This window comes from Chromohalobacter sarecensis (assembly GCF_023061135.1).
GTDB lineage: Bacteria > Pseudomonadota > Gammaproteobacteria > Pseudomonadales > Halomonadaceae > Chromohalobacter > Chromohalobacter sarecensis.
In genome coordinates this window covers 339,540-359,086 of the sequence record NZ_JAKGAN010000001.1, presented here as the reverse complement: position 1 = coordinate 359,086, position 19,547 = coordinate 339,540, and the positions used below count along the sequence as shown (strand labels likewise).

Annotated in this window: 18 protein-coding genes; 8 read left to right on the top strand and 10 right to left on the bottom strand. The window is 59.3% G+C overall.

Annotation, left to right across the window (positions count from 1 at the left end; translation table 11 throughout):
• The first annotated feature begins 67 nt into the window (after positions 1-67).
• Positions 68-949: a CobW family GTP-binding protein gene (locus tag L1071_RS01640; RefSeq protein WP_246967893.1), complete on the top strand. Its 882-nt coding sequence runs from the start codon at positions 68-70 to the stop codon at positions 947-949.
• A 12-nt stretch (positions 950-961) separates the two neighbouring features.
• Here L1071_RS01640 and L1071_RS01635 read toward each other — a convergent pair whose 3' ends face one another.
• From L1071_RS01635 to L1071_RS01625, 3 genes are all read right to left on the bottom strand, one after another.
• Positions 962-2,395: a sodium:solute symporter family protein gene (locus tag L1071_RS01635; RefSeq protein WP_246897303.1), complete on the bottom strand. Its 1,434-nt coding sequence runs from the start codon at positions 2,393-2,395 to the stop codon at positions 962-964.
• 22 nt (positions 2,396-2,417) lie between these two features.
• The gene (locus tag L1071_RS01630) at positions 2,418-2,645 is read right to left on the bottom strand and encodes a hypothetical protein (protein ID WP_246897305.1); all 228 of its coding nucleotides are present in this window, start codon (positions 2,643-2,645) and stop codon (positions 2,418-2,420) included.
• A 71-nt stretch (positions 2,646-2,716) separates the two neighbouring features.
• Entirely contained in the window at positions 2,717-3,892 is a 1,176-nt protein-coding gene (locus L1071_RS01625) for an amidohydrolase (RefSeq protein WP_246967891.1), read from the bottom strand.
• Between the two features lie 788 nt (positions 3,893-4,680).
• Between L1071_RS01625 and L1071_RS01620 the strand changes: the two genes are divergently transcribed.
• On the top strand, positions 4,681-5,415 hold the full coding sequence (locus L1071_RS01620; RefSeq protein ID WP_246967889.1) for an SDR family oxidoreductase: 735 nt from the start codon (positions 4,681-4,683) through the stop codon (positions 5,413-5,415).
• Between the two features lie 124 nt (positions 5,416-5,539).
• Here the strand turns inward: L1071_RS01620 and L1071_RS01615 are convergent, their stop codons facing one another.
• The 4 genes from L1071_RS01615 to L1071_RS01600 form a co-directional block, all read right to left on the bottom strand.
• Positions 5,540-6,547 carry a zinc-dependent alcohol dehydrogenase family protein gene (locus L1071_RS01615; protein ID WP_246967887.1) on the bottom strand — a complete coding sequence of 336 codons (1,008 nt, stop codon included), beginning with the start codon at positions 6,545-6,547 and terminating at the stop codon, positions 5,540-5,542.
• Between the two features lie 111 nt (positions 6,548-6,658).
• On the bottom strand, positions 6,659-7,276 hold the full coding sequence (locus tag L1071_RS01610; RefSeq protein WP_246967885.1) for a TPM domain-containing protein: 618 nt from the start codon (positions 7,274-7,276) through the stop codon (positions 6,659-6,661).
• A 21-nt stretch (positions 7,277-7,297) separates the two neighbouring features.
• Positions 7,298-8,086: a TPM domain-containing protein gene (locus L1071_RS01605; RefSeq protein WP_246967883.1), complete on the bottom strand. Its 789-nt coding sequence runs from the start codon at positions 8,084-8,086 to the stop codon at positions 7,298-7,300.
• A complete protein-coding gene (locus tag L1071_RS01600; RefSeq protein WP_246897344.1) occupies positions 8,086-8,709 on the bottom strand; it encodes a LemA family protein in 624 nt (207 codons plus the stop codon). The genes L1071_RS01605 and L1071_RS01600 overlap by 1 nt, the downstream gene beginning before the upstream one ends.
• 190 nt (positions 8,710-8,899) lie before the next feature.
• Between L1071_RS01600 and L1071_RS01595 the strand changes: the two genes are divergently transcribed.
• The 4 genes from L1071_RS01595 (at position 8,900) to yejK (ending at position 12,593) form a co-directional block, all read left to right on the top strand.
• Positions 8,900-9,622 carry a YebC/PmpR family DNA-binding transcriptional regulator gene (locus L1071_RS01595; protein WP_246967881.1) on the top strand — a complete coding sequence of 241 codons (723 nt, stop codon included), beginning with the start codon at positions 8,900-8,902 and terminating at the stop codon, positions 9,620-9,622.
• A gap of 121 nt (positions 9,623-9,743) precedes the next feature.
• The gene (locus L1071_RS01590) at positions 9,744-10,754 is read left to right on the top strand and encodes an ABC transporter ATP-binding protein (RefSeq protein WP_246967878.1); all 1,011 of its coding nucleotides are present in this window, start codon (positions 9,744-9,746) and stop codon (positions 10,752-10,754) included.
• On the top strand, positions 10,751-11,512 hold the full coding sequence (locus L1071_RS01585) for an ABC transporter permease (protein ID WP_246967875.1): 762 nt from the start codon (positions 10,751-10,753) through the stop codon (positions 11,510-11,512). Before L1071_RS01590 ends, L1071_RS01585 begins: the two co-directional genes overlap by 4 nt.
• A gap of 85 nt (positions 11,513-11,597) precedes the next feature.
• Complete coding sequence (yejK, locus tag L1071_RS01580; RefSeq protein WP_246967872.1) at positions 11,598-12,593, top strand: nucleoid-associated protein YejK; 996 nt, start codon at positions 11,598-11,600, stop codon at positions 12,591-12,593.
• A 24-nt stretch (positions 12,594-12,617) separates the two neighbouring features.
• Here the strand turns inward: yejK and L1071_RS01575 are convergent, their stop codons facing one another.
• Positions 12,618-13,412 (bottom strand): RsiV family protein, encoded by a 795-nt coding sequence (locus L1071_RS01575; RefSeq protein WP_246967869.1) that lies wholly within the window; start codon positions 13,410-13,412, stop codon positions 12,618-12,620.
• A gap of 343 nt (positions 13,413-13,755) precedes the next feature.
• Here L1071_RS01575 and L1071_RS01570 point away from each other — a divergent pair, with 343 nt between their 5' ends.
• The gene (locus L1071_RS01570) at positions 13,756-14,802 is read left to right on the top strand and encodes an aldo/keto reductase (RefSeq protein WP_246967868.1); all 1,047 of its coding nucleotides are present in this window, start codon (positions 13,756-13,758) and stop codon (positions 14,800-14,802) included.
• A 125-nt stretch (positions 14,803-14,927) separates the two neighbouring features.
• On the opposite strand, the gene L1071_RS01565 is transcribed toward L1071_RS01570, so the two are convergent.
• Complete coding sequence (locus tag L1071_RS01565) at positions 14,928-16,391, bottom strand: catalase (protein ID WP_246967866.1); 1,464 nt, start codon at positions 16,389-16,391, stop codon at positions 14,928-14,930.
• A gap of 458 nt (positions 16,392-16,849) precedes the next feature.
• On the opposite strand from L1071_RS01565, the gene L1071_RS01560 reads away from it, so the two are divergent.
• Complete coding sequence (locus L1071_RS01560) at positions 16,850-18,952, top strand: HelD family protein (protein WP_246967865.1); 2,103 nt, start codon at positions 16,850-16,852, stop codon at positions 18,950-18,952.
• Positions 18,953-19,034: 82 nt separating this feature from the next.
• Here L1071_RS01560 and L1071_RS01555 read toward each other — a convergent pair whose 3' ends face one another.
• Positions 19,035-19,499, bottom strand: coding sequence for a transcriptional regulator (locus L1071_RS01555; protein ID WP_343315102.1), 465 nt, complete (start codon positions 19,497-19,499; stop codon positions 19,035-19,037).
• Positions 19,500-19,547 lie beyond the last annotated feature (48 nt).

Genomic DNA, 19,547 nt, shown 5'->3' with positions numbered 1-19,547 from the left:
GATCCAGGGGGTGGATAATGTCCGATCCTTCACCTGATCGGCGTGCTTGCGGATGGAGTTGGAAACGATGAGCACATCGATATTGCCCATTCCCACCACCCTGCTCTGTGGGTTCCTCGGCAGCGGCAAGACCACCCGTATTAACACGCTCATTGCCAGCGGTGAACTCACGAATGCGCTGTTTCTGGTCAACGATTTCGGGCGTATCAACATCGATGCCGAGCTGATCGAATCGCAGGAAGACCACATCCTGCGGCTAACCAACGGCTGCGCCTGTTGCGGGATCGCCGGCAATCTTTCCGCACAGCTGCGTGACATACGCCGATGGCCGACGCCGCCATCGCATCTGATCTTCGAGGCTAGCGGTATCGCTCGGCCGCGCCCGCTCATGCAGTTACTCGACGCAGCACGCGGCTTCCGGCTCGAAAGCGCCGAAACACTGGTGGATGCCAGCGCCTTCACACGCCACTACAAAGACACGGCAATCAAAGACATCGTCGTCTCCCAGATCCGAGAGGTGGCCCATCTACGCATCAACCGTATTAACTGGCTGACCGACGCGCAGCGCGAGCAGGTATTGCAATCAATCGCCGCGCTAAACCCGACGGCAGGCAGGACGCTCGAAAAGGCAGAGAAGCCGCCATCAGCTTCGACTGCCGATTCCGCGACGCGAGGCAGTGGGACGCTAGTCACCGAGAGCGTGGAGTTCGCCAGCGTCATTGATCTCGCCGCCCTCGAGGCTCTGCTGAGCGAGGCGGCTACCACGCTGGTTCGCGCCAAGGGATTGGTGCAGGCCAACGACCATTCCGGTCGCTACCATGTTATTCAGCTTGCAGGTGGTCGGCTGACCTGGACCGTGACCCGTGCCCATCAATCGCGGGCGCTGGTGGTCATCGGCTACCCGGGCAAGGACATGGACCACCTGATCGCTTCGCTACGCGCGCTGTAACAATCACCGGATTCAAGCGTCAGCATACTCGTTTGCGAGTGTAGCGGGTACCGGCCGGGTCATCAGACTGACCGCGACGAATACCACGATATTGCAAAGCAGGCCGACGATGCCGGCATTGATGTCCAGCGGCGTCGATTCCGCCACGATCTGGTAGTAGTAGTTGACGCCAATACCGACAACCATCCCCGCGATGGCTCCCTGTTTGGTGCCGCGCCGCCATATCAGAGCGCCATACACCGCCGGCACGAACTGCGCGATCGACCCATAGGCGCCGACCAGCAGCGCAATGATACCGGCCGCCCCGAAGATCGACAGCCAATAGGCCGCTGCGCCAATCACGACCACACCGGCACGCATGATCCAGACCTGAGTGCGTTCGCTCATGTCCGGTTTGAAAGGCAGGATCACGTCGCGGCCTAGCGAGACAGAGCCGCCGTGGGTGATTGCATCCGAAGACGACATGGCCGCAGCCAAAGCGCCGGCCCCGATCAAACCGTACAGCCAGCTGTTAGCGCCGAGATAGTTGGTCACGAGATGCGGCAGGATCTCGTCTGAGCTTTCCAACGCGTCCGGGGCGACCACGCCGATGGCGGCAAAGCCGACGAACAGCACCGGTACCAGAAAGATACCGAACAGGGGGAAAGCCATTGTCGTGATCTTGATGCGTTTTTCGGTGGTCGTATAGGACTTGGTGAATAGATGCGGCCACATCAAAAAACCAAGGGCCGATACCAATATGACGGTCGAATACGCCATAGCCGACATCGGCGAGCCGTCTTGGCCGATGGTCAGAAATCCTGGTTTTGCCTGATCGATAGCAGTGAACATCTCCGTTGGACTGCCCTGCAGCGTATAGACCAGGTAATAGCCGACTGTCCAAGCCACGATAAGCATTAGCGCGCCCTGCAACACATCGCTCCACGCTGCACCGCGTACGCCCGAGGTTGCCACATAGGCGACCACGATGCCGTAGGCCAGCAACGCGCCGAACCAATACGGAATTACTCCGTCGGTGAGAATATTGAAAATGAAGGCCATACCCTTGATCTGGAGGGTCAGATACTGGATGAAAGCCAGTACCGAGATCACACCCACGATCACGGTCAACGCCTTGGACTGATACCGATCCCCCAGGAAATCACCCATGGTGAAAAAATTCTTGCGAGCGCCAATACGGCCCACCTTTGGTCCCAGCAAGTACCAGGGCAGGATCCCGAGTGCTATATAGGCCGGTACGAAATACGACGCTGCCCCCTGGGAAAAAGCCATGCCCGGACCGCCGAGGAAGGAAAACGCACTGAAAACCGTACCGCCCATCATGAACCAGATCACGATCAGGCCAAGACCGCGGTCTGCGACCGCGTATTCGGAAACCGACCAGAACGAGCGTTTACGCCCAGCCATGAGCCCAATCACGAAGGCAAGGACCAGATACACCAGCATCGAACCCAGCGCGAATACCCAATTATTCATGCTCGCCCCCGTTGCCATACTCGTAGCGGTAGAAAAAGCACAACGCGACGAAGGCGATTAGTTCTAGAAGAATGACCCAGAAAAGACCGAAAGGTAGCCCCAGTACCAGCGGGAACACGTGGTTGGCGAGCCCGTAAAGCGGGAAGATCATGAGCAGGAACATTACCACCACGAAAACGATGTACGGTCGGGTGACTTTACTTCGGCGACTGGTTGCCATAAGAGCGCCCTCCTTTCGATTGTTTTAGGGTATTCCTTGGTGTGACGGCTCACGCTATTCATGAACTCACGTCATTGAAGTTGTTTTTCAAGCGATTTGCGAGCCAGTTCAGTGAGCAGCCGGATTCCATCCGGCATGATCCGATCGTTGAAATCATACTCAGGATGATGCAGGCCGCGGCTATGCTCGGCGTCGCCGGACCCGACATGGATATAAGCACCGGGGCGCTCGGCCAGCATGTACGAGAAATCCTCTCCGCCCATGCAGGGCTTGTGATTCACCGCCAGTGCCTCCTCACCGAAACAGTCGGCGATGATCTGTCGGGCCGATTCGGTCGCTCCTGGATCATTGTCGGTGACCCCGAACTTGTCCTCTATGACTAGCTCGATCTCTGCGCCATAGTACTGCTCCAGGCTCTGGCAGAGTCGACGCAGCCCTGATCGAACGACCTCGCGGGTGGCTTCGTCGAGGGCGCGAATAGTGCCGGATAGCGTGGCGGTGTCGGGGATAACGGCAAAGCCGGCCAAGTCGCCGCTTTGCAGGGCACAGATGCTTAACACCGCCGGGTTCAGCGGATCGACCTCACGGGCAATGATGGTGTGGGCCTTGTGCACGAGTTCGGCAGCGATGCGAATCGGATCGATACAGCCATGCGGGTTGAGCCCGCCATGTCCGCCGCGGCCATGGATGGTGATATCGACTCGGTCGCCGCCGGCCATGATCGGCCCCGCGATGAGTCCATACTGCCCGATCGGCAGCGATGGCCAATTATGCAGTGCGTAGATTTCACGCATATCGAAGCGCTCGAAGATACCATCTTCGATCATCGCCTTGGCGCCGCCGACCCCTTCCTCGGCTGGCTGGAACACGAAATAGACCGTGCCTGCAAAATCGTTGTTTTCCTTCAAGTAATCGACCACGCCCAACAGTATGCTGGTATGGCCATCGTGGCCGCAGGCGTGCATGCGCCCGGTACGCGTCGAGATATGCTCGACCCCGCTTTTTTCCTCGATGGGCAGCGCGTCCATGTCGGCTCGGAGCCCGACACTGGCATCGCTGTCGCCGACCGTACCTATGATCCAGGCCACGATGCCAGTCTTACCAATCCCACTGACGTACTCGACGCCGAGCGAATCAAGATAGGCCCCCACCTTGCGCGACGTATCGCGTTCCTCGAAGCCCAGCTCGGGCTCTCGGTGTAGGTTGTGCCGGAATTGGACCAGCTTGTTCAGTGTTTCGGTCTTCATAGGCATCCCGTTCGCGCTGCTCTCTGTTCAGTTGAAATAGGTACCACAGCTTTTTCGATTGGTTAAAACTGTATTGCAGAGCTTTGATGTCAAGTCAACCCAGTGTATCCGTAAGGAGCACGATCGTTCAGATCTGTAGCAAACGTTCTTTCCGGTTCTGATGACTCTGCCAAGACCAGAGCACCAGCCCCTGTTTTAATGAAATCTCGCCGCTTATAGCTCATAACGTTTTCTCCTCCGCTTCGTCGGTACTGCTACATTTCATATATTCCGTTATAAGCCACTAAAGCAAACAGCATGCCACTACAAGAAAATAAATATTAAACTACTGTTTTTAAACAAAAATTAAAAGCCTTCTTTCCTCTTTTAGCACACATCGATACGTCGGAGCGCACCACGCAGGCACCCGGCAGAATCACCTCACATAGACAAATGGTTCCAGAATGGAATTAACGCTTACGGATGTCAGAGAAGTGCAAGAATATTCATGGCGATCTATCCAGGGAGGGCGAGAAAGCGACTTCGTTTGTAAACCAAGCATCATGATGGCCAACAATCGCCATTTCGGTGCACATTCAGAGCTAATTCAGCCATACCAGACGCCACATCATCGCCGTGCGCGATCCTGCGTCATTCATGCCCGATACTCTGCAACCAGGCCAACGCCCATTGCCGAGGGTGGCGGCAGGCGCCTTGAGCTTCTAGGCTAGTTAAATCTGCAGTTTGATAGCGAGCGAATAGTATTCGCTCTATCGTCCTGCCCATGTCTCAAGCAAAAGGAAAGCTATATGGAACTTCGCAACCTGACTGACAGTGTCGCCGTCATTACCGGTGCGTCCAGTGGCATCGGCCAAGCCGCTGCCAAGATGCTGGCCGAGGAAGGCGTCAATGTGGTGCTGGTGGCACGCAGCGCCGACAAACTCGAGATGTTGGCCAAGCGTATCGGTGCCCGCGCCCGCGTTCATGTGGCCGATGTCGCGGACCCCGACGCAATGGCCGATGTCTTCGCCGCCGTCGAGCGCGAATTCGGTGGGCTTGATCTGCTCTTCAACAATGCCGGCGTCGGTTATAACAACCGCTTCGAGGAGAGTACCCATGAGGAGTGGCGGGCTACCATCGATGCCAATCTCTATGGGGTGCTCAACTGCACTCAGCGGGCCATTCCGCTGATGCGTGGCCGCGAGGGGGCGATGATCAGTAGCGTCTCGAGCGTCGGCGGACGCTATGGCATCGCTGGCTGGTCGGTCTACAACGCCACCAAGTTCGCCGTGGTGGGCTTTCACGACGCGCTGCGCAAGGAACTCGGCGAGGATGGCATCCGTGTATCGTTGATCGAACCCGGTGCCACCTATACCAACTGGGGCTACAACGTGCCCGACGAGCAGATGCAACAGCGCCGCGATAGCGTCCAAGCGTTACACGCCGAGGATATCGCCAGTGCACTGGTCTACGGCTTCGCGCAGCCCGGCCACGTCAACCTGCAGGAACTACTGGTGATGCCGACCCGCCAGGTTTCACCCTGAACGTGACTTTGCGTAGTTAAGATAGAGTCGAAAAGCTGTAGGAAAAGCGAACAGCAAGAAGCCGGCCGTGGCCGGCTTCTTGCTGTTGAGGGCTGGATTTATCACCGCTCTGCGTCTGCGCGAATCAGAATTCCAGGCAGATCTTGCCGAAGTGGCGCCCTGCTTCCTGGTGGCGAAACGCGTCGGCGATCTCGTCGAGAGCGAAACACCGGTCGATGATTGGATGGAGATCGCTGGCGTCGATGGCCCGGATCATCTCGATCTGATCGCGCCGGCTACCCACGATCAAGCCCTGCAGACGCGCCTGCTTGGCCATCAGCTTGGCGGTGGGGATCTCGCCGCCGCGTCCGGTGAGCACGCCGATCAATGAAATGTGTCCGCCGATGCGCACGGCATCGATGGATTGCGGCAGCGTACCGGGGCCACCCACTTCGATGACATGATCGACACCCCGGCCATCGGTAAGCGCCTTGACGCGCTTGCCCCACTCCGGCTCGGTCTTGTAATTGAGCGTATGATCGGCGCCCAGTTCTTTCAGTCGTGCGATCTTCTCGTCCGAGGACGAGGTCGCGATCACCGTGGCGCCCATCAGCTTGGCAAACTGCAAGGCGAAGATCGAGACGCCACCGGTGCCCAGCACCAAAACCGTGTCGCCGGCCTTGAGATTGCCGTCCACCACCAGTGCGCGCCAGGCGGTCAAGCCGGCCGTGGTCAAGGTAGCGGCTTCGGCGTGGTCGTAATCGCGCGGCGCATGGGTAAACCACGTCGTCGGACGCACGACCTGCTCGCGAGCGTAGCCATCGACGCCATCGCCAGGCGTAGTGGTGAAGTCGCCGATCCGCGCCGGCCCTTCAAGCCAACCGGGAAAGAACGTCGACACCACGCGGTCGCCCACGGTGAACTCCTCGACGCCTTCTCCCACGGCTTCGACGACACCGGCCCCGTCCGACATGGGGATACGACCGTCCTCGGTGGGCATGGCCCCGGCGACGACACCGTAGTCATGATAGTTGAGCGAGCTGGCATGCACTCGCACGCGCACTTCGCCAGGCCCCGGCTCGCCCGGCGCTTCGCGTTCGTGGACATCGAGCTTATCCAGTCCACCCGGACTACGTAATGTGACGACGTTCATCGTGCTCTCCTGTGCTGTCATCCTGTGCTTGCGGGACGCATCCGACATGACGCGCCCCTCAAGTGTCCTACCTAGATGATGGTGACGAATCGCCGCGAAGCAAGGGGGCGCTTACTCCAGCACGATCAGACGATTGGGCAGTTCGTTGCGCTCGTGCGTGGCGGGCACATGCTCTCGAAGATGCTCGCCGCATGCCTCGATACAGGAGAGAAAGCCCTGCAGCGTCTGGCCTTGCTTCACCTGCTGGGTAAAGTTCGACACGATGCTCTGCCAGGTCTCGTCGTCGAGCCGGCTGGAAATCCCGCGATCGACCAGGATCTCCACGTAGCGCTCGGCCTCGGAGACGAAGATCAGCATGCCGGTGCCGTCTTGAGTATGGTGCAGATTCTGCTCGAGAAACTGCCGCCGCGCCAGATTCGCAGCCCGCCAGAAGCGAACGCGGCGCGGGATCAGCCGCGTCGTCACTGCCGGCAGCCGAAACACGATTGCCAGCACCGCGAAACACGCCCACTGCACGATCAAAAGCTCCGAGGCCCCCAGCCATTGGGGGAAATAATTGATCGCCCCCGGAATCAGCAGGGCCAGAATCCCCGCCCAGAGCAACGGGATGTAGGTGTAATCGTCGGCCTGCGGCGCGAGTACGGTGACCAGTTCGGCGTCGGTATCGCGTTCGATGTGCGTGATCGCGTCGCGCACCTGCTGCTGCTCGCTGTCGCTCAATAATGTCATGGTGATGTCCCTTGCGTTGATCTACCAGCCACCGGAGGCGCCGCCCCCGCCGAAACCACCACCGCCGCCGCCGAAGCCGCCGCCTCCGAGGCCGCCACCGCCGCCTCCGAAACCGCCGCCCATGGCGCCGCCGAGCAGGATGCCGCCGAGCAAGCCGCCACCGCGTCCGCGACGACGCCCGCCACGTCCGCCGCCACCACCGATGCCGCGTACGATACCCATGACGATCATCAGCATGACGAAGAACGCCACCGATGCGCCGCCGGCATCGCGCGATTTATCATTCCCAGGCCCCGCTCCAGCGGCGGGTGCGTCGGCCATCGGGTCGCCGCCCAGCACCTGGATGATCGCTTCGGTGCCTTGGGTAATGCCGGTCGCGTAATCGCCCTCACGAAACGCCGGGGCGATCTTCTGCGTGATGATCGCTGAGGACTGCGCGTCGGTCAGCCGCCCTTCGAGGCCATAGCCGACCTCGATGCGGATGGCCTGCTCCTCCATGGAGACGATCAGCAGCGCGCCGGTGTCTTCGCCCTCCTCGCCGATGCCCCAATGGCGCCCCAACTGGTAGCCGTATTCCTCGATCGGCGCTCCCTGTAAGTCGGGCAGCGTGACCACCACGACCTGCTCGCCGGTGTCTTCCTCGTGGGCCGCGAGCATGCCGCTCAATTCATCTCGAGTCGACGCATTCAGCAGGTCGGCTTGGTCGACCACGCGCCCGGTCAGCTCGGGAAACTCGATGTCCTGGGCCTGAACGCTGAGGGCACAGGCCCACAGCAGCATCAAGCATGTCAGACGAATGCAATGCCTCATTAGAACTCCACCTCAGGCGCCTGATCGGCGTTCTCAGCAGTCGCTTCAAAGTTTTCGCGAATCGGCATGTCACTATACAAAAGGCCATGCCAGAGTCGCCCGGGGAACGTACGAATCTCGGTATTGTATTGCTCGACCGCCTGGATGAAGTCGCGGCGCGCCACGGCGATGCGATTCTCGGTGCCTTCCAGTTGCGACTGAAGCGCCAGGAAGTTCTGGTTCGACTTCAACTCCGGATAGCGTTCGGAGACTGCCATCAGGCGACTCAGCGCCCCGGTCAATTGACCCTGGGCCTGCTGGAATTGCTTCATCTTTTCGGGATCGTCCAGCGAGTCGGCGTCGATGTTGATCGAGGTCGCCTTGGAGCGCGCTTCGATCACAGCAGTCAGCGTTTCCTGTTCCTGATCGGCGAATCCCTGGACCGTCTCCACCAGGTTGGGCACGAGGTCCGCGCGCCGCTGATACTGGTTCTCGACCTGCGACCAGGCCGACTTCACCTGCTCGTCCAGCGTGGGAATATTGTTGATACCGCAGCCCGTCAGCGAGACGGCAAGGCACAGCCACAGCATGACGTGCCAGACGGAGCGAGCGGTAAACGGCATTGGCATGGATCGCGTCGACATATGCATTTCCGATGAGGTGAGCAATTAGAGACTCCCTAAGCTACAGGTGAGCGCGCATTAAGCATAGCGTCGACTGAAGGGGGCGGCGTATCGTCGAAGGCCAAAGGCCGACAGCGCAAAATTAAACCTGCCTCGACCGGCGATGTTGCGTAGAATCTTGTGCGTTGCGAACCACTTGATAGGGCATGACATGGGTAGGGCTTTCCAGAACCGCAAGGAATCCATGGCCAAGACGGCCGACGCCAAGACCAAGGTGTACAGCAAATACGGGCGCGAGATTTACGTCTGCGCCAAAGCCGGCGGAATCGACCCCGAGGGCAATCTCGCCCTGCGTGGCTTGATCGAACGCGCCAAGAAGGACCAGGTACCGTCGCACGTCATCGACAAGGCGCTGGACAAGGCCAAGGGCGGTGGCGGCGAGGACTACTCCCTCGCGCGTTACGAGGGCTTCGGGCCAGGCAGTTGCATGGTCATCGTCGAATGCCTGACCGATAATCCCAACCGTACCTTCGGCGACGTACGCGCCTGCTTCAACAAGGCCAAGAGCAAACTCGGCACCCCGGGCAGCGTCAGCCATATGTTCGATCACTGCGCGATTCTCGCCTTCGAAGGTGGTGACGAGGAAGCGGTGTTGGAAGCCTTGATGGAGGCCGATGTCGATGTCACCGACATCGAGAGCGAAACCGATCGCATCACCGTGTTCGCGCCCCACACCGAATACGCCAAGACCAAGCAGGCACTCGCCGAGGCCTTCGGTGAGCTCGAGTTCGAGGCCGACGAGATCCAGTTCCTGCCGCAGACCACGACCCCCGTTGCCGGCGATGACGTGGTCATGCTCGACAAGCTGCTCGCCACGCTCAACGATCTCGACGACGTTCAGAACATCTACCACAGCGCCGAGCCGCAGGACTGACCCGGCCTCGCCGACGAGGCACTCGCCGACGATGTACTTACCGATCAGCTGAGCGCCGGCCACGACATGCCGGCGCGTGCCTATACGGATCGACCCATTCTCCACGGGAGCCCGGTATCGCATGAGTCATGACATCGCAGACGCCACTGCCACCGACACTCGCCCCGCCGCACGCGCTCATACCTTGCAAGCCACGCCCTCGGTGATCGCCGTTCAGGGGCTGACCAAGCGCTACGCCTCCGGCTTCGAGGCGCTCAAACGCATCGACCTGGATATCCAACGCGGCGAAATCTTCGCTCTGCTGGGCCCCAACGGCGCCGGCAAAACCACCTTGATCAGCATCATCTGCGGTCTGGTCAACGCCAGCGACGGCCAAGTCCGCGTCAACGGCCACGACATCGTCACCGACTACCGTGCCGCGCGCGAGCAGATCGGCCTGGTCCCGCAGGAATTGACCAGCGACGCCTTCGCCACGGTCTGGAACACGGTCAGCTTCAGCCGAGGTCTGTTCGGCAAGCGCGCCGACTCTGCGCACATCGAGCGTGTGCTCAGGTCATTGTCGTTGTGGGACAAGCGTCGCAACAAGATGATCACGCTCTCGGGCGGCATGAAACGCCGGGTACTGATCGCCAAGGCGCTGGCGCACGAGCCGCAGATCCTGTTTCTCGACGAGCCCACCGCCGGGGTCGATGTCGAGCTGCGCCGCGACATGTGGGATGTGGTGCGGCAACTGCGCGACCAAGGCGTCACCGTCATCCTGACGACGCACTACATCGAAGAGGCCGAGGAGATGGCCGACCGCATCGGCGTGATCAACGACGGTGAAATCGTGCTCGTCGAAGAGAAAGCCGCCCTGATGCGCCAGTTGGGCCGCAAGCGACTCCGGCTCGACCTGCAGACGCCACTCGCGGCCATCCCCGAGACGCTGGCACACTATCCGCTGAGTCTCGCCGACGACGGCAATGTCCTGGTCTATACCTACGCCGCGTCCGCTGACGAGTACTCGACGCCGGCAAGCATCAGCGCCCTGCTCAACGATATCGAAGCGGCGGGCGTTCACTTCAAAGACCTCCACACCGAGCAAAGTTCGCTGGAGGAAATTTTCGTCAACCTGGTGAGGAAGGACGCATGAATCTCCGCGCGGTCGGCACCATTTATCATTTCGAGTTGGCACGCGCGTGGCGCACGTTGCTGCAGAGCCTGGTCTCGCCAGTCATCTCCACTTCACTGTATTTCGTGGTCTTCGGCGCCGCCATCGGCTCACGCATTCAGGAAGTCGAAGGCGTCAGCTACGGCGCCTTCATCGTGCCTGGGCTGATCATGTTGATGCTACTCACTCAGAGCGTCTCCAACGCCTCGTTCGGGATCTTTTTCCCCAAGTTCACCGGCACTATCTACGAAGTGCTCTCGGCGCCGGTCTCTTATCTCGAAATCGTCCTTGGGTATGTAGGCGCGGCAGCCACCAAATCGCTCATTCTGGGCTTGATCATTCTCGTCACTGCCAGTTTCTTCGTGCCTTTGCGTATCGACCATCCATTCTGGATGTTGCTTTTCCTGGCACTCACCGCCCTCACCTTCAGCCTGCTGGGCTTTATCATCGGTATCTGGGCGGAAGGCTTCGAGAAGCTGCAACTCGTGCCGCTATTGATCATCACGCCGCTGACCTTCCTGGGCGGCAGCTTCTACTCCATCGACATGTTGCCCTCTGTGTGGCAGACGGTGACGCTGTTCAACCCGGTGGTCTATCTGGTCAGTGGCTTTCGCTGGAGCTTCTATGGCATCAGCGATGTCAGCGTCGGCGCCAGCCTGTTGATGATCCTGGTGTTCCTGAGCCTGTGCCTGGCGCTGGTCGGCTGGATCTTCAAGACCGGCTACAACATCAAGCCCTAAGCATTTTCAGATAGTCCCCGAGCCTTAGAAACTGGCCCATAGTGCGCGTTACCGTGCCCATTTTCGTTTACACCAAGATGCCACCATGCCGATTCTGACCAGCACCCTCCACCGCATCGACAAGCCCGATACCGAGACACCCGCCACGCTGACCTGCGCCGAGCAGGCGCAGTCATCGACGGCGTCTCTCGAGGCGCTGCTGACGAGCGTCAATGACAGCTATCACGCCAAGCCCAAGGCGTGGGGTCACTTCGGCGAGACCGGCAGCAGTGCCTTCGCTGCGGGGCTCTCCGAGTATCTTGCCGGATCGGTCGATTTCGTCACCTGGAGTGCACGGATGGCGGAGCGCATCAACGCCTTGATCGACGCCCACCTCTCGGTGGGCGGCCACCTGCTGTTCGTGCATTATCAGCACGGCGAGACACAGTACGTCAGCGTGGCACTTCTCCATCATCGCCAGGGCTTTGCCATCGACAATGCTCTTAACGTGACCGAATCGCCTCAGCTCAATCTCGGCCAATTGATGCTCGCCATGCGTATCGACCTCGCCCAATGGCAGGGCGGCAATTCGCAGCAGTACGTGTCTTTCATCAAGGATCGTGGCGGCAAGAAGTTCGCCGAAGGCTTCCGTGAACTGCTCGGCGTCGAGGAAGGCGTGGATTCCAGCGGCGAAACCCGCACCCTGCTCAAGGCATTCAGCGACTATGTCGAGCGCGAGGACTTGCCCGACGACGAGAGCCGCGAGAAGACGGATGCCGTGATCGACTACGCCAGCAGCCAGGCCAAGAACGGCGAAAAGGTAACCCTCGACGAGCTGTCCGAACTCGTCGACGAGCAACATCCCAAGGCGTTTTACGACTACATTCGCCATCAGGATTACGGACTCTCCGAGGAAATCCCGCCAGACAAACGCGCGCTCAATCAATTCCGGCGCTTCACGGGACGCGCCAGCGGCGTCTCGATCAGCTTCGATTCTCACCTGCTCGGCAACAGCATCGAATTCGACGCCGAGCAAGATCGCCTGATCATCAAGCAGGTGCCCGGCTCTTTGAAGGAACAGCTCAAGCAACGCCGGGGATAGTTATTACCGGAAAGCACTTGAAAATCAGCGCTCCAGATAGCGCGGCTTGGCGATGCCTTCGAGCGCCTCGGCAGGAATGCGTAGCTCCGGTTGCCCATAGGAATAAGGCGCGATGTCATAGGCGTTGTAGCGTACCCGCCATTCGTCGGCGAACGGTGCCACGTTGCGGTTCATACTCAGCGGCCAGGATTCGGCGAAGTCGGCATCCGCCTGTTGTTTTTCCAGCCAACGTAGATGCGCACGCGATAGCGCCTCGCGATAGGCCGGCGTCTGCCCCTCGCGCAGCATGTCATCGAGTGTCACCACGCGTCGCTCGCGTTCATCGATGACCATGAATTCGGTCAGCGGCATGCCGTGGGCCCCACCGGTGAACACGTAGCTATCGAGTTTGACGGTGGTCAGCGCGGCATGCCGGTCGTAGATCTCCGCCTTGAAGACCGCCTGGTAACCGGGCAATTCCGGCACGCGCTCCCGCGCCGCCTTGGCCTCGTCGAAAAACGTCTGCGCGTACTCTTTCCAGGACGAAGCTACCACGTCGCTTTCGCCATTGGTAATGCCCGACCCCATGCTCAGCAACTCATCTCGTAGCTGCTCGCTCAAGCCCGATGCACCGGGAAAACGCAGCGATTCGACTTCGACGGTCGCGCAACGCCCTGCCGGACAATCACGCTCGACGAAGCTTTTCTCCATACGCTCGGTATTCAGCCCTTCCGGCGCCGGCGACCCTGTCTGGCACCCACCGAGCACCGCCAAAGCGCCCACCATGACGCCACCGCCCGCCCAATGGCGCGCTACCGATATACTCGCTTCACTGAACAAGTTACTTCCTCCCTGATACGCCGAGGCCGACCCGGCTATTATTCCTGACGCAGTTCCACCGCGTTACGCATGCCCCACTATAGACGATATCCAGTGATGAAAGCGTAAGCCCGCGCTGGCCGCTCTTGCCACCTATTGCTCCCTATCGGACAGGAAGATGCGACGACAGCGCTGACGAGCTGACAACAGGATCGGGCATAAACTCGACAGAATCGCGCATTTTGTCTGCTTTCATAGGGTCCATACTGAATGAAGCCGCCCCGTCCCATGCCGCTTATCAGCGCCACGGGTCACAATGGCGGTTATCTACGAGGGGCGATTTCATCACCGTCAGGAGTGTTTCATGCGTTATCAACCATTCGGCAATACCGGCTTGTTCGTCTCCGAGCTGTGCCTCGGCACCATGACCTTCGGTGGCCAGGGCGAGTTCTGGAGCCAGATCGGCGATCTACAGCAAAGCGATGCGGAGCGCCTGATCGGCCGCGCGCTGGATGCCGGCATCAATTTCATCGACACCGCCGATGTGTATTCCCAGGGCGAGTCCGAAATCATCACCGGCCAGGCACTCAAGAATCTCGACGTCCCACGCGACGAGGTCGTCGTTGCCTCCAAGGTGTTCGGCGAAACCGGCCACGGCGGCGTTAATGCCCGTGGCATGTCGCGCTACCATATCATGGAGGGCATCAAGGCCAGCCTGAAGCGACTGCAGCTCGATCATCTCGATGTCTATCAGATTCATGGCTTCGATCCCGCCACGCCCATCGAGGAAGCCGTGCGCGCGCTCGACACCCTCGTACAGCACGGCCACGTGCGCTACGTCGGGGTTTCCAACTGGGCGGCCTGGCAGATCATGAAGGCACTGGGCATCGCCGAGCGTCACGGCCTGGCGCGCTTCGAGTCGCTGCAGGCGTATTACACTCTCGCTGGGCGTGATCTCGAACGCGAGCTGATCCCCATGCTGCAGAGCGAAAATCTTGGGCTGATGGTCTGGAGCCCACTCGCGGGCGGTTTCCTGAGCGGTAAGTACACGCGCGACAGTCAGGGCGAGGCAGGTAGCCGTCGCCTCAACTTCGATTTCCCGCCGGTCGATAAAGAACGTGCCTTTGACTGCATCGATGTAATGGGCAAGATCGCCAAGGCACACGGCGTCTCCGTAGCCCAGATCGCGCTGGCCTGGTTGCTGCATCAGTCGGCAGTGACGAGTGTCATCGTCGGGGCCAAGCGCGTCGACCAGCTCGGCGACAATATCGCCGCCACGCAGGTCGCATTGAGCCACGAAGAACTCGCCGAGCTCGATGCCGTCAGCGCACTGCCCGCCGAGTATCCCGGCTGGATGTTCGAACGTCAGGGCGCCTATCGCCGCCAGCAACTGGCCGATGCCAAGCGCTGAACCGATACCTCTCACGTCCCCATCTCAGGACTAACTCACCCACTCACCTGAGTACTAAAAGCACGGCCCGCTTCTCTGAGAAGAAGCGGGCCGTGTGGTAGGTAAAGGCTAACGCGGACCGTGTGTTACAGCCCCTTGTTCGCCTTCACGCCTTCTTCGATACGCCGACCGATCTCGGCATCGATATTCTTCCAGTACTCGAATACGCGCGACAGCACCGGCTCTTCGACACCGCCGGAGACATGCCCGACCACATTGTTTACCAAGCGATCACGTGCGGCATCGTCCATGACCTTGTTGATCAGGTCATTGGCTTGGCCATAGTCGTTGTCATCCTTGCGCAGGGCATAGGGCGCACGCACCATCTGGCCGTTGGCTTCCCAGGTGGAGTCGGTGGGATAACGCTCGCCATCCGCCGCCGGACCGCCCTTGGAGTTGGGCGCGTAGACCGGGTCGGAGACCTTGTCGATGCGCATCGCCCCGTCCTTGCTGTAACTGTGCACGGGAGCCTTGGGCGCGTTGACCGGGATCTGCTTGTAGTTGACCCCGAGGCGCGCACGGTGTGCATCGGCGTAGGAGAACACACGCCCGATGAGCATCTTGTCCGGGCTAATACCGATGCCGGGTACGAGGTTGTTGGGCTCGAAGGCCGCCTGTTCGATCTCGGCATGGTTGTCGGTCGGGTTACGGTTCAACTGCAGCTTGCCGACCTTGATCAGCGGATAGTCGTCGTGCGGCCAGACCTTGGTCAGATCAAACGGATTGAGGCGGTATGTATCGGCATCCGCGAACGGCATAACCTGCATGTAGAGCGTCCAGCTCGGATAGTCGCCGCGCTGGATGGCGTTATACAGATCGCCCATGTGGTAATCGCTGTTCTCGCCGGCCAGACGGTCGGCCTCTTCCTGCGTCAGGCATTCGATGCCCTGGTCGGTCTTGAAGTGGTACTTGACCCAGAACTTCTCGCCCTGAGCGTTGGCCCACATATAGGTATGGCTGGAATAGCCATTCATATGGCGCCAGGTCTTGGGAATGCCGCGATCCCCCATCAACCATGTCACCTGGTGAGCGGACTCCGGCGACAGCGTCCAGAAATCCCACTGCATGTCGTGATCGCGCAGGTTGTTGTCGGCACGCCGCTTCTGGCTGCGGATGAAGTGCTGGAACTTCATCGGGTCGCGGATGAAGAACACCGGCGTGTTGTTCCCCACCATGTCGTAGTTGCCTTCACTGGTGTAGAACTTGATCGAGAACCCGCGCGGATCGCGCCACGTATCGGGGCTCCCGCGTTCACCGGCCACCGTGGAGAAACGAATCAACACATCGGTCTTGGTGCCAGGCTGGAACACGGCCGCTTTAGTGTACTTGCTGACGTCTTCAGTCACCTCGAAATGACCGAAGGCACCACTGCCCTTGGCGTGCGGTTGACGCTCGGGAATCCGCTCGCGGTTGAAGTTCGCCATCTGCTCGATGAGATAGTGATCGTGCATTACGATCGGACCGTCAGGCCCCACGGACAGCGAATGCTCGTCACTGGCCACTGGAATTCCGGCGTCTGTCGTCGTTGGCTTGCGATTGTCTTGCGTCACGATGATATCTCCCCATCATTTTCATATATGGCACATCATACCGCCACGCCCTTTCCCTGGGATCGAACCGCTGGCCTTGGGATCGAACCGCTGGCGCGATAGTGCAATCTAGCTAGGGGACCTCCCGTCCCCCACTTTATATATAGGAAATAAACGCAGTAACTGTCTACCTAATACACAGTTGCCCCGGCAACCAGGAAGGCCATGACTAGCCTCTCCCCGGCCATCGCCGATGAGGAAAAGCAGCCCGCCAAGCCCCGCATGGCAAGGAACTACCCGGAGCGATACTCAATCAACGCGCTCCTCGCGATAGCCTAGCGCAATCTTCATCATCAAGAAGTTTCATGGTGCTTGACGCCGTCAGTCCCGACCGCCGGCCGCGCCATGGGTGCCATGTCGTCCCCGGCAGGTTAAAATGGTATGCAGTTCCAATATCATCAGCAAAGCCCCTCGCCTATATGAACGCACCTCGCCATGCTAGCGCTCGCGAGCAGGAAGCGACGCACCTCGAGACCATCCAGTCACGCCTGATCAACGCCATCGACGATGCCGAAGCACGTCTGAGCGATTACAAACAGGACATTCAAGAGCAAAAAACGTACCTGGCGGAAAACCGTGACGAGATGGATCACATCGAGAAAATCTCTTCTCGCGAATCTATCGATCAGATGGTCAAAACCGGCGATGCGTTGCTAGCGCAGAAAGGGCGCCTCGAGAAACTCCAACGTGCGCCCTATTTCGGACGTTTCGACTTCCGCCGCGAGGGCGAACGCGAAGCCTCGCCCATCTACATCGGCATTCATCACTTTCAGGATCACGCAACCAACCGCACGCATGTCTACGATTGGCGTGCGCCGATCGCCTCGCTCTTCTACGACTATGAAACCGGGCCTGTGCGCTTCACGGCACCCGAGGGCGACATCGAAGGCCAGATTTCGCTGAAACGCCAGTTCCGCATTCAGCACGACACCATCGAGCTGATGATCGATAGCGAGGTCAACGTCGTCGACGAAGTCCTGCAGGATGAGCTGGGACGCGCATCCGACGCCAACATGAAAAATATCGTGGCGACCATCCAGCGCGATCAGAACGCCATCATTCGTAACGACGAGGCACCGGTATTGATCATCCAGGGGGTCGCGGGCTCGGGGAAGACCTCTATCGCCTTGCATCGCATTGCCTTTCTACTCTACCGCTTCAAGGACACGTTGAGTTCCGACGACATACTGATCGTCTCGCCCAATAGCGTGTTCGCCGACTACATCTCCACGGTACTGCCCGAACTCGGCGAGGAATCGGTCAACGAAGTCAGCATGGAAAGCCTGGCCGATACGTTGCTGGAGGGTGAGTTCCGCTTCCAGGGGTTCTTCGAGCAAACGCGCGCCCTGCTGGAAAAGCAGGCCCCCGAATTGCAGCGCCGCGTGGCCTTCAAGGCCTCCGCCGCTATGCTGGAGCATCTGGACGCTTACCTGAAGCATGTCGAGAACCAGCGTTTCGCCGCGCGAGATGTCTGGATCGAGGGGCGCTTGATTCCCGCCTGGTTGATCGAGGAGGCCTTTCATCGCCATGCCAGCCTCGCCCAACGCGACCGCCTAGAGCGTGTCATTCGCGATCTCGAGGCTAGCATGCAGCAGGAGTATCGCTATGCCCTGACCCCAGACGATCGCCAGCAATTGCAGAAAGAACTCGGCGCCATGGCCAAGACACGTCGACGTACGCTACGTCAGACGTACAAGGCCTTCTACGAATGGCTGGAAGAACCAGCGCTGTTCAAGCCCGGTAGCCACGGTCGGTTGGAATACAACGATCTTTTTCCGCTCATCTATCTCAAGATGAAACTCGAACGCATCAGCTCGCCCTATGCACGGATCAAACATCTACTGATCGATGAAATGCAGGACTACACGCCGGTCCAGTACGCAGTTCTCAACCGTTTGTTTTCATGCAAGAAAACGATCCTCGGCGACGCGCGTCAATCCGTCGATCCTTATAGTGCCTCGAGCCTGACGCAAATTCGACGGACCTTTCTCGGCAGTATCTGCATGACGCTCAACAAGAGCTACCGCTCCAGCTACGAGATCATGCAATTCACTCAACGGATATCTCACAACCCCGACCTCGTCGCCATCGAACGCCACGACGAAGCACCACGCGTCCTGCACTTCACCTCGCGCCGGCAAGAGGCGGAGGGCATCATCGACGAAGCGCATGCATTTCTCGACTCGTCGCATCACACTCTGGCCGTGATCTGCAAGACTCAGCGTCAGGCCGCCTATTATCACGAACAGCTCGCCACTGCCGGGGTCGAGGCCGTATTGCTCGATGAACGCAGCCAAGCCCTGAGTCGCGGCATCATCGTCTGTACTGCACACCTGGCCAAGGGGTTGGAATTCGACCGTGTCATCGTGCCGAGTGCAGAGGACAAGACGTACCACAACGATATGGACCGTAACCTGCTGTATGTGGCCTGCACCCGTGCGATGCATCGCTTGACTCTGACATACACTGGGCAGTTGTCTACCCTGATCGAAGCAGCCAGCGATACGAACAGCGCGTCATGATAGTCATAGGAGCAATAGCGGGCGACAGCAGCGACGCTAGCCTCTAAGCCCGAAGTACGATTCGACGCCTTGCCGGTTTCGCTCACGGCGTCCCCTCGTTATCGTTTGGCGCATTCGCCTTGCCGAATGTAGCGATGACGTGGCGAAGCACTTTGCGTTGCTCGCTAGGCAGGCTACGGTAGATTTTTAACACTTCAGCTTCGTCTCCGCAGACCGGCACAACATCCAATTCATTGGGCGTGGCGTAAAGCGCTCGCTCACTCTCATCTCCATAGCGCAACACGTGCGGTTCAATACGCAGCCATTCGGCAAGCACCTGAAGTTTATCCTGGGCAGGAATGGAGTCACCACGAAGCCAACGCCGTACCGCTTGAAATGTAATCGGTTTTCCCCAGTAGCGGAGATTGAACTCGCGCTCAAGTACCGAGGGGCGAGGCTCATAGCCTGCGGCAATAAGGGCCTTTTGAAGGCGTTCAGCGAACATGGTTTTTTCATTCATACGCTGAATTTGAATCAATGATTCAATTCGCGTTGAATCGTTATTCACTTTAATATTGAATTATCCATTCAGTACGCTGACTGGACGGTTCATGAT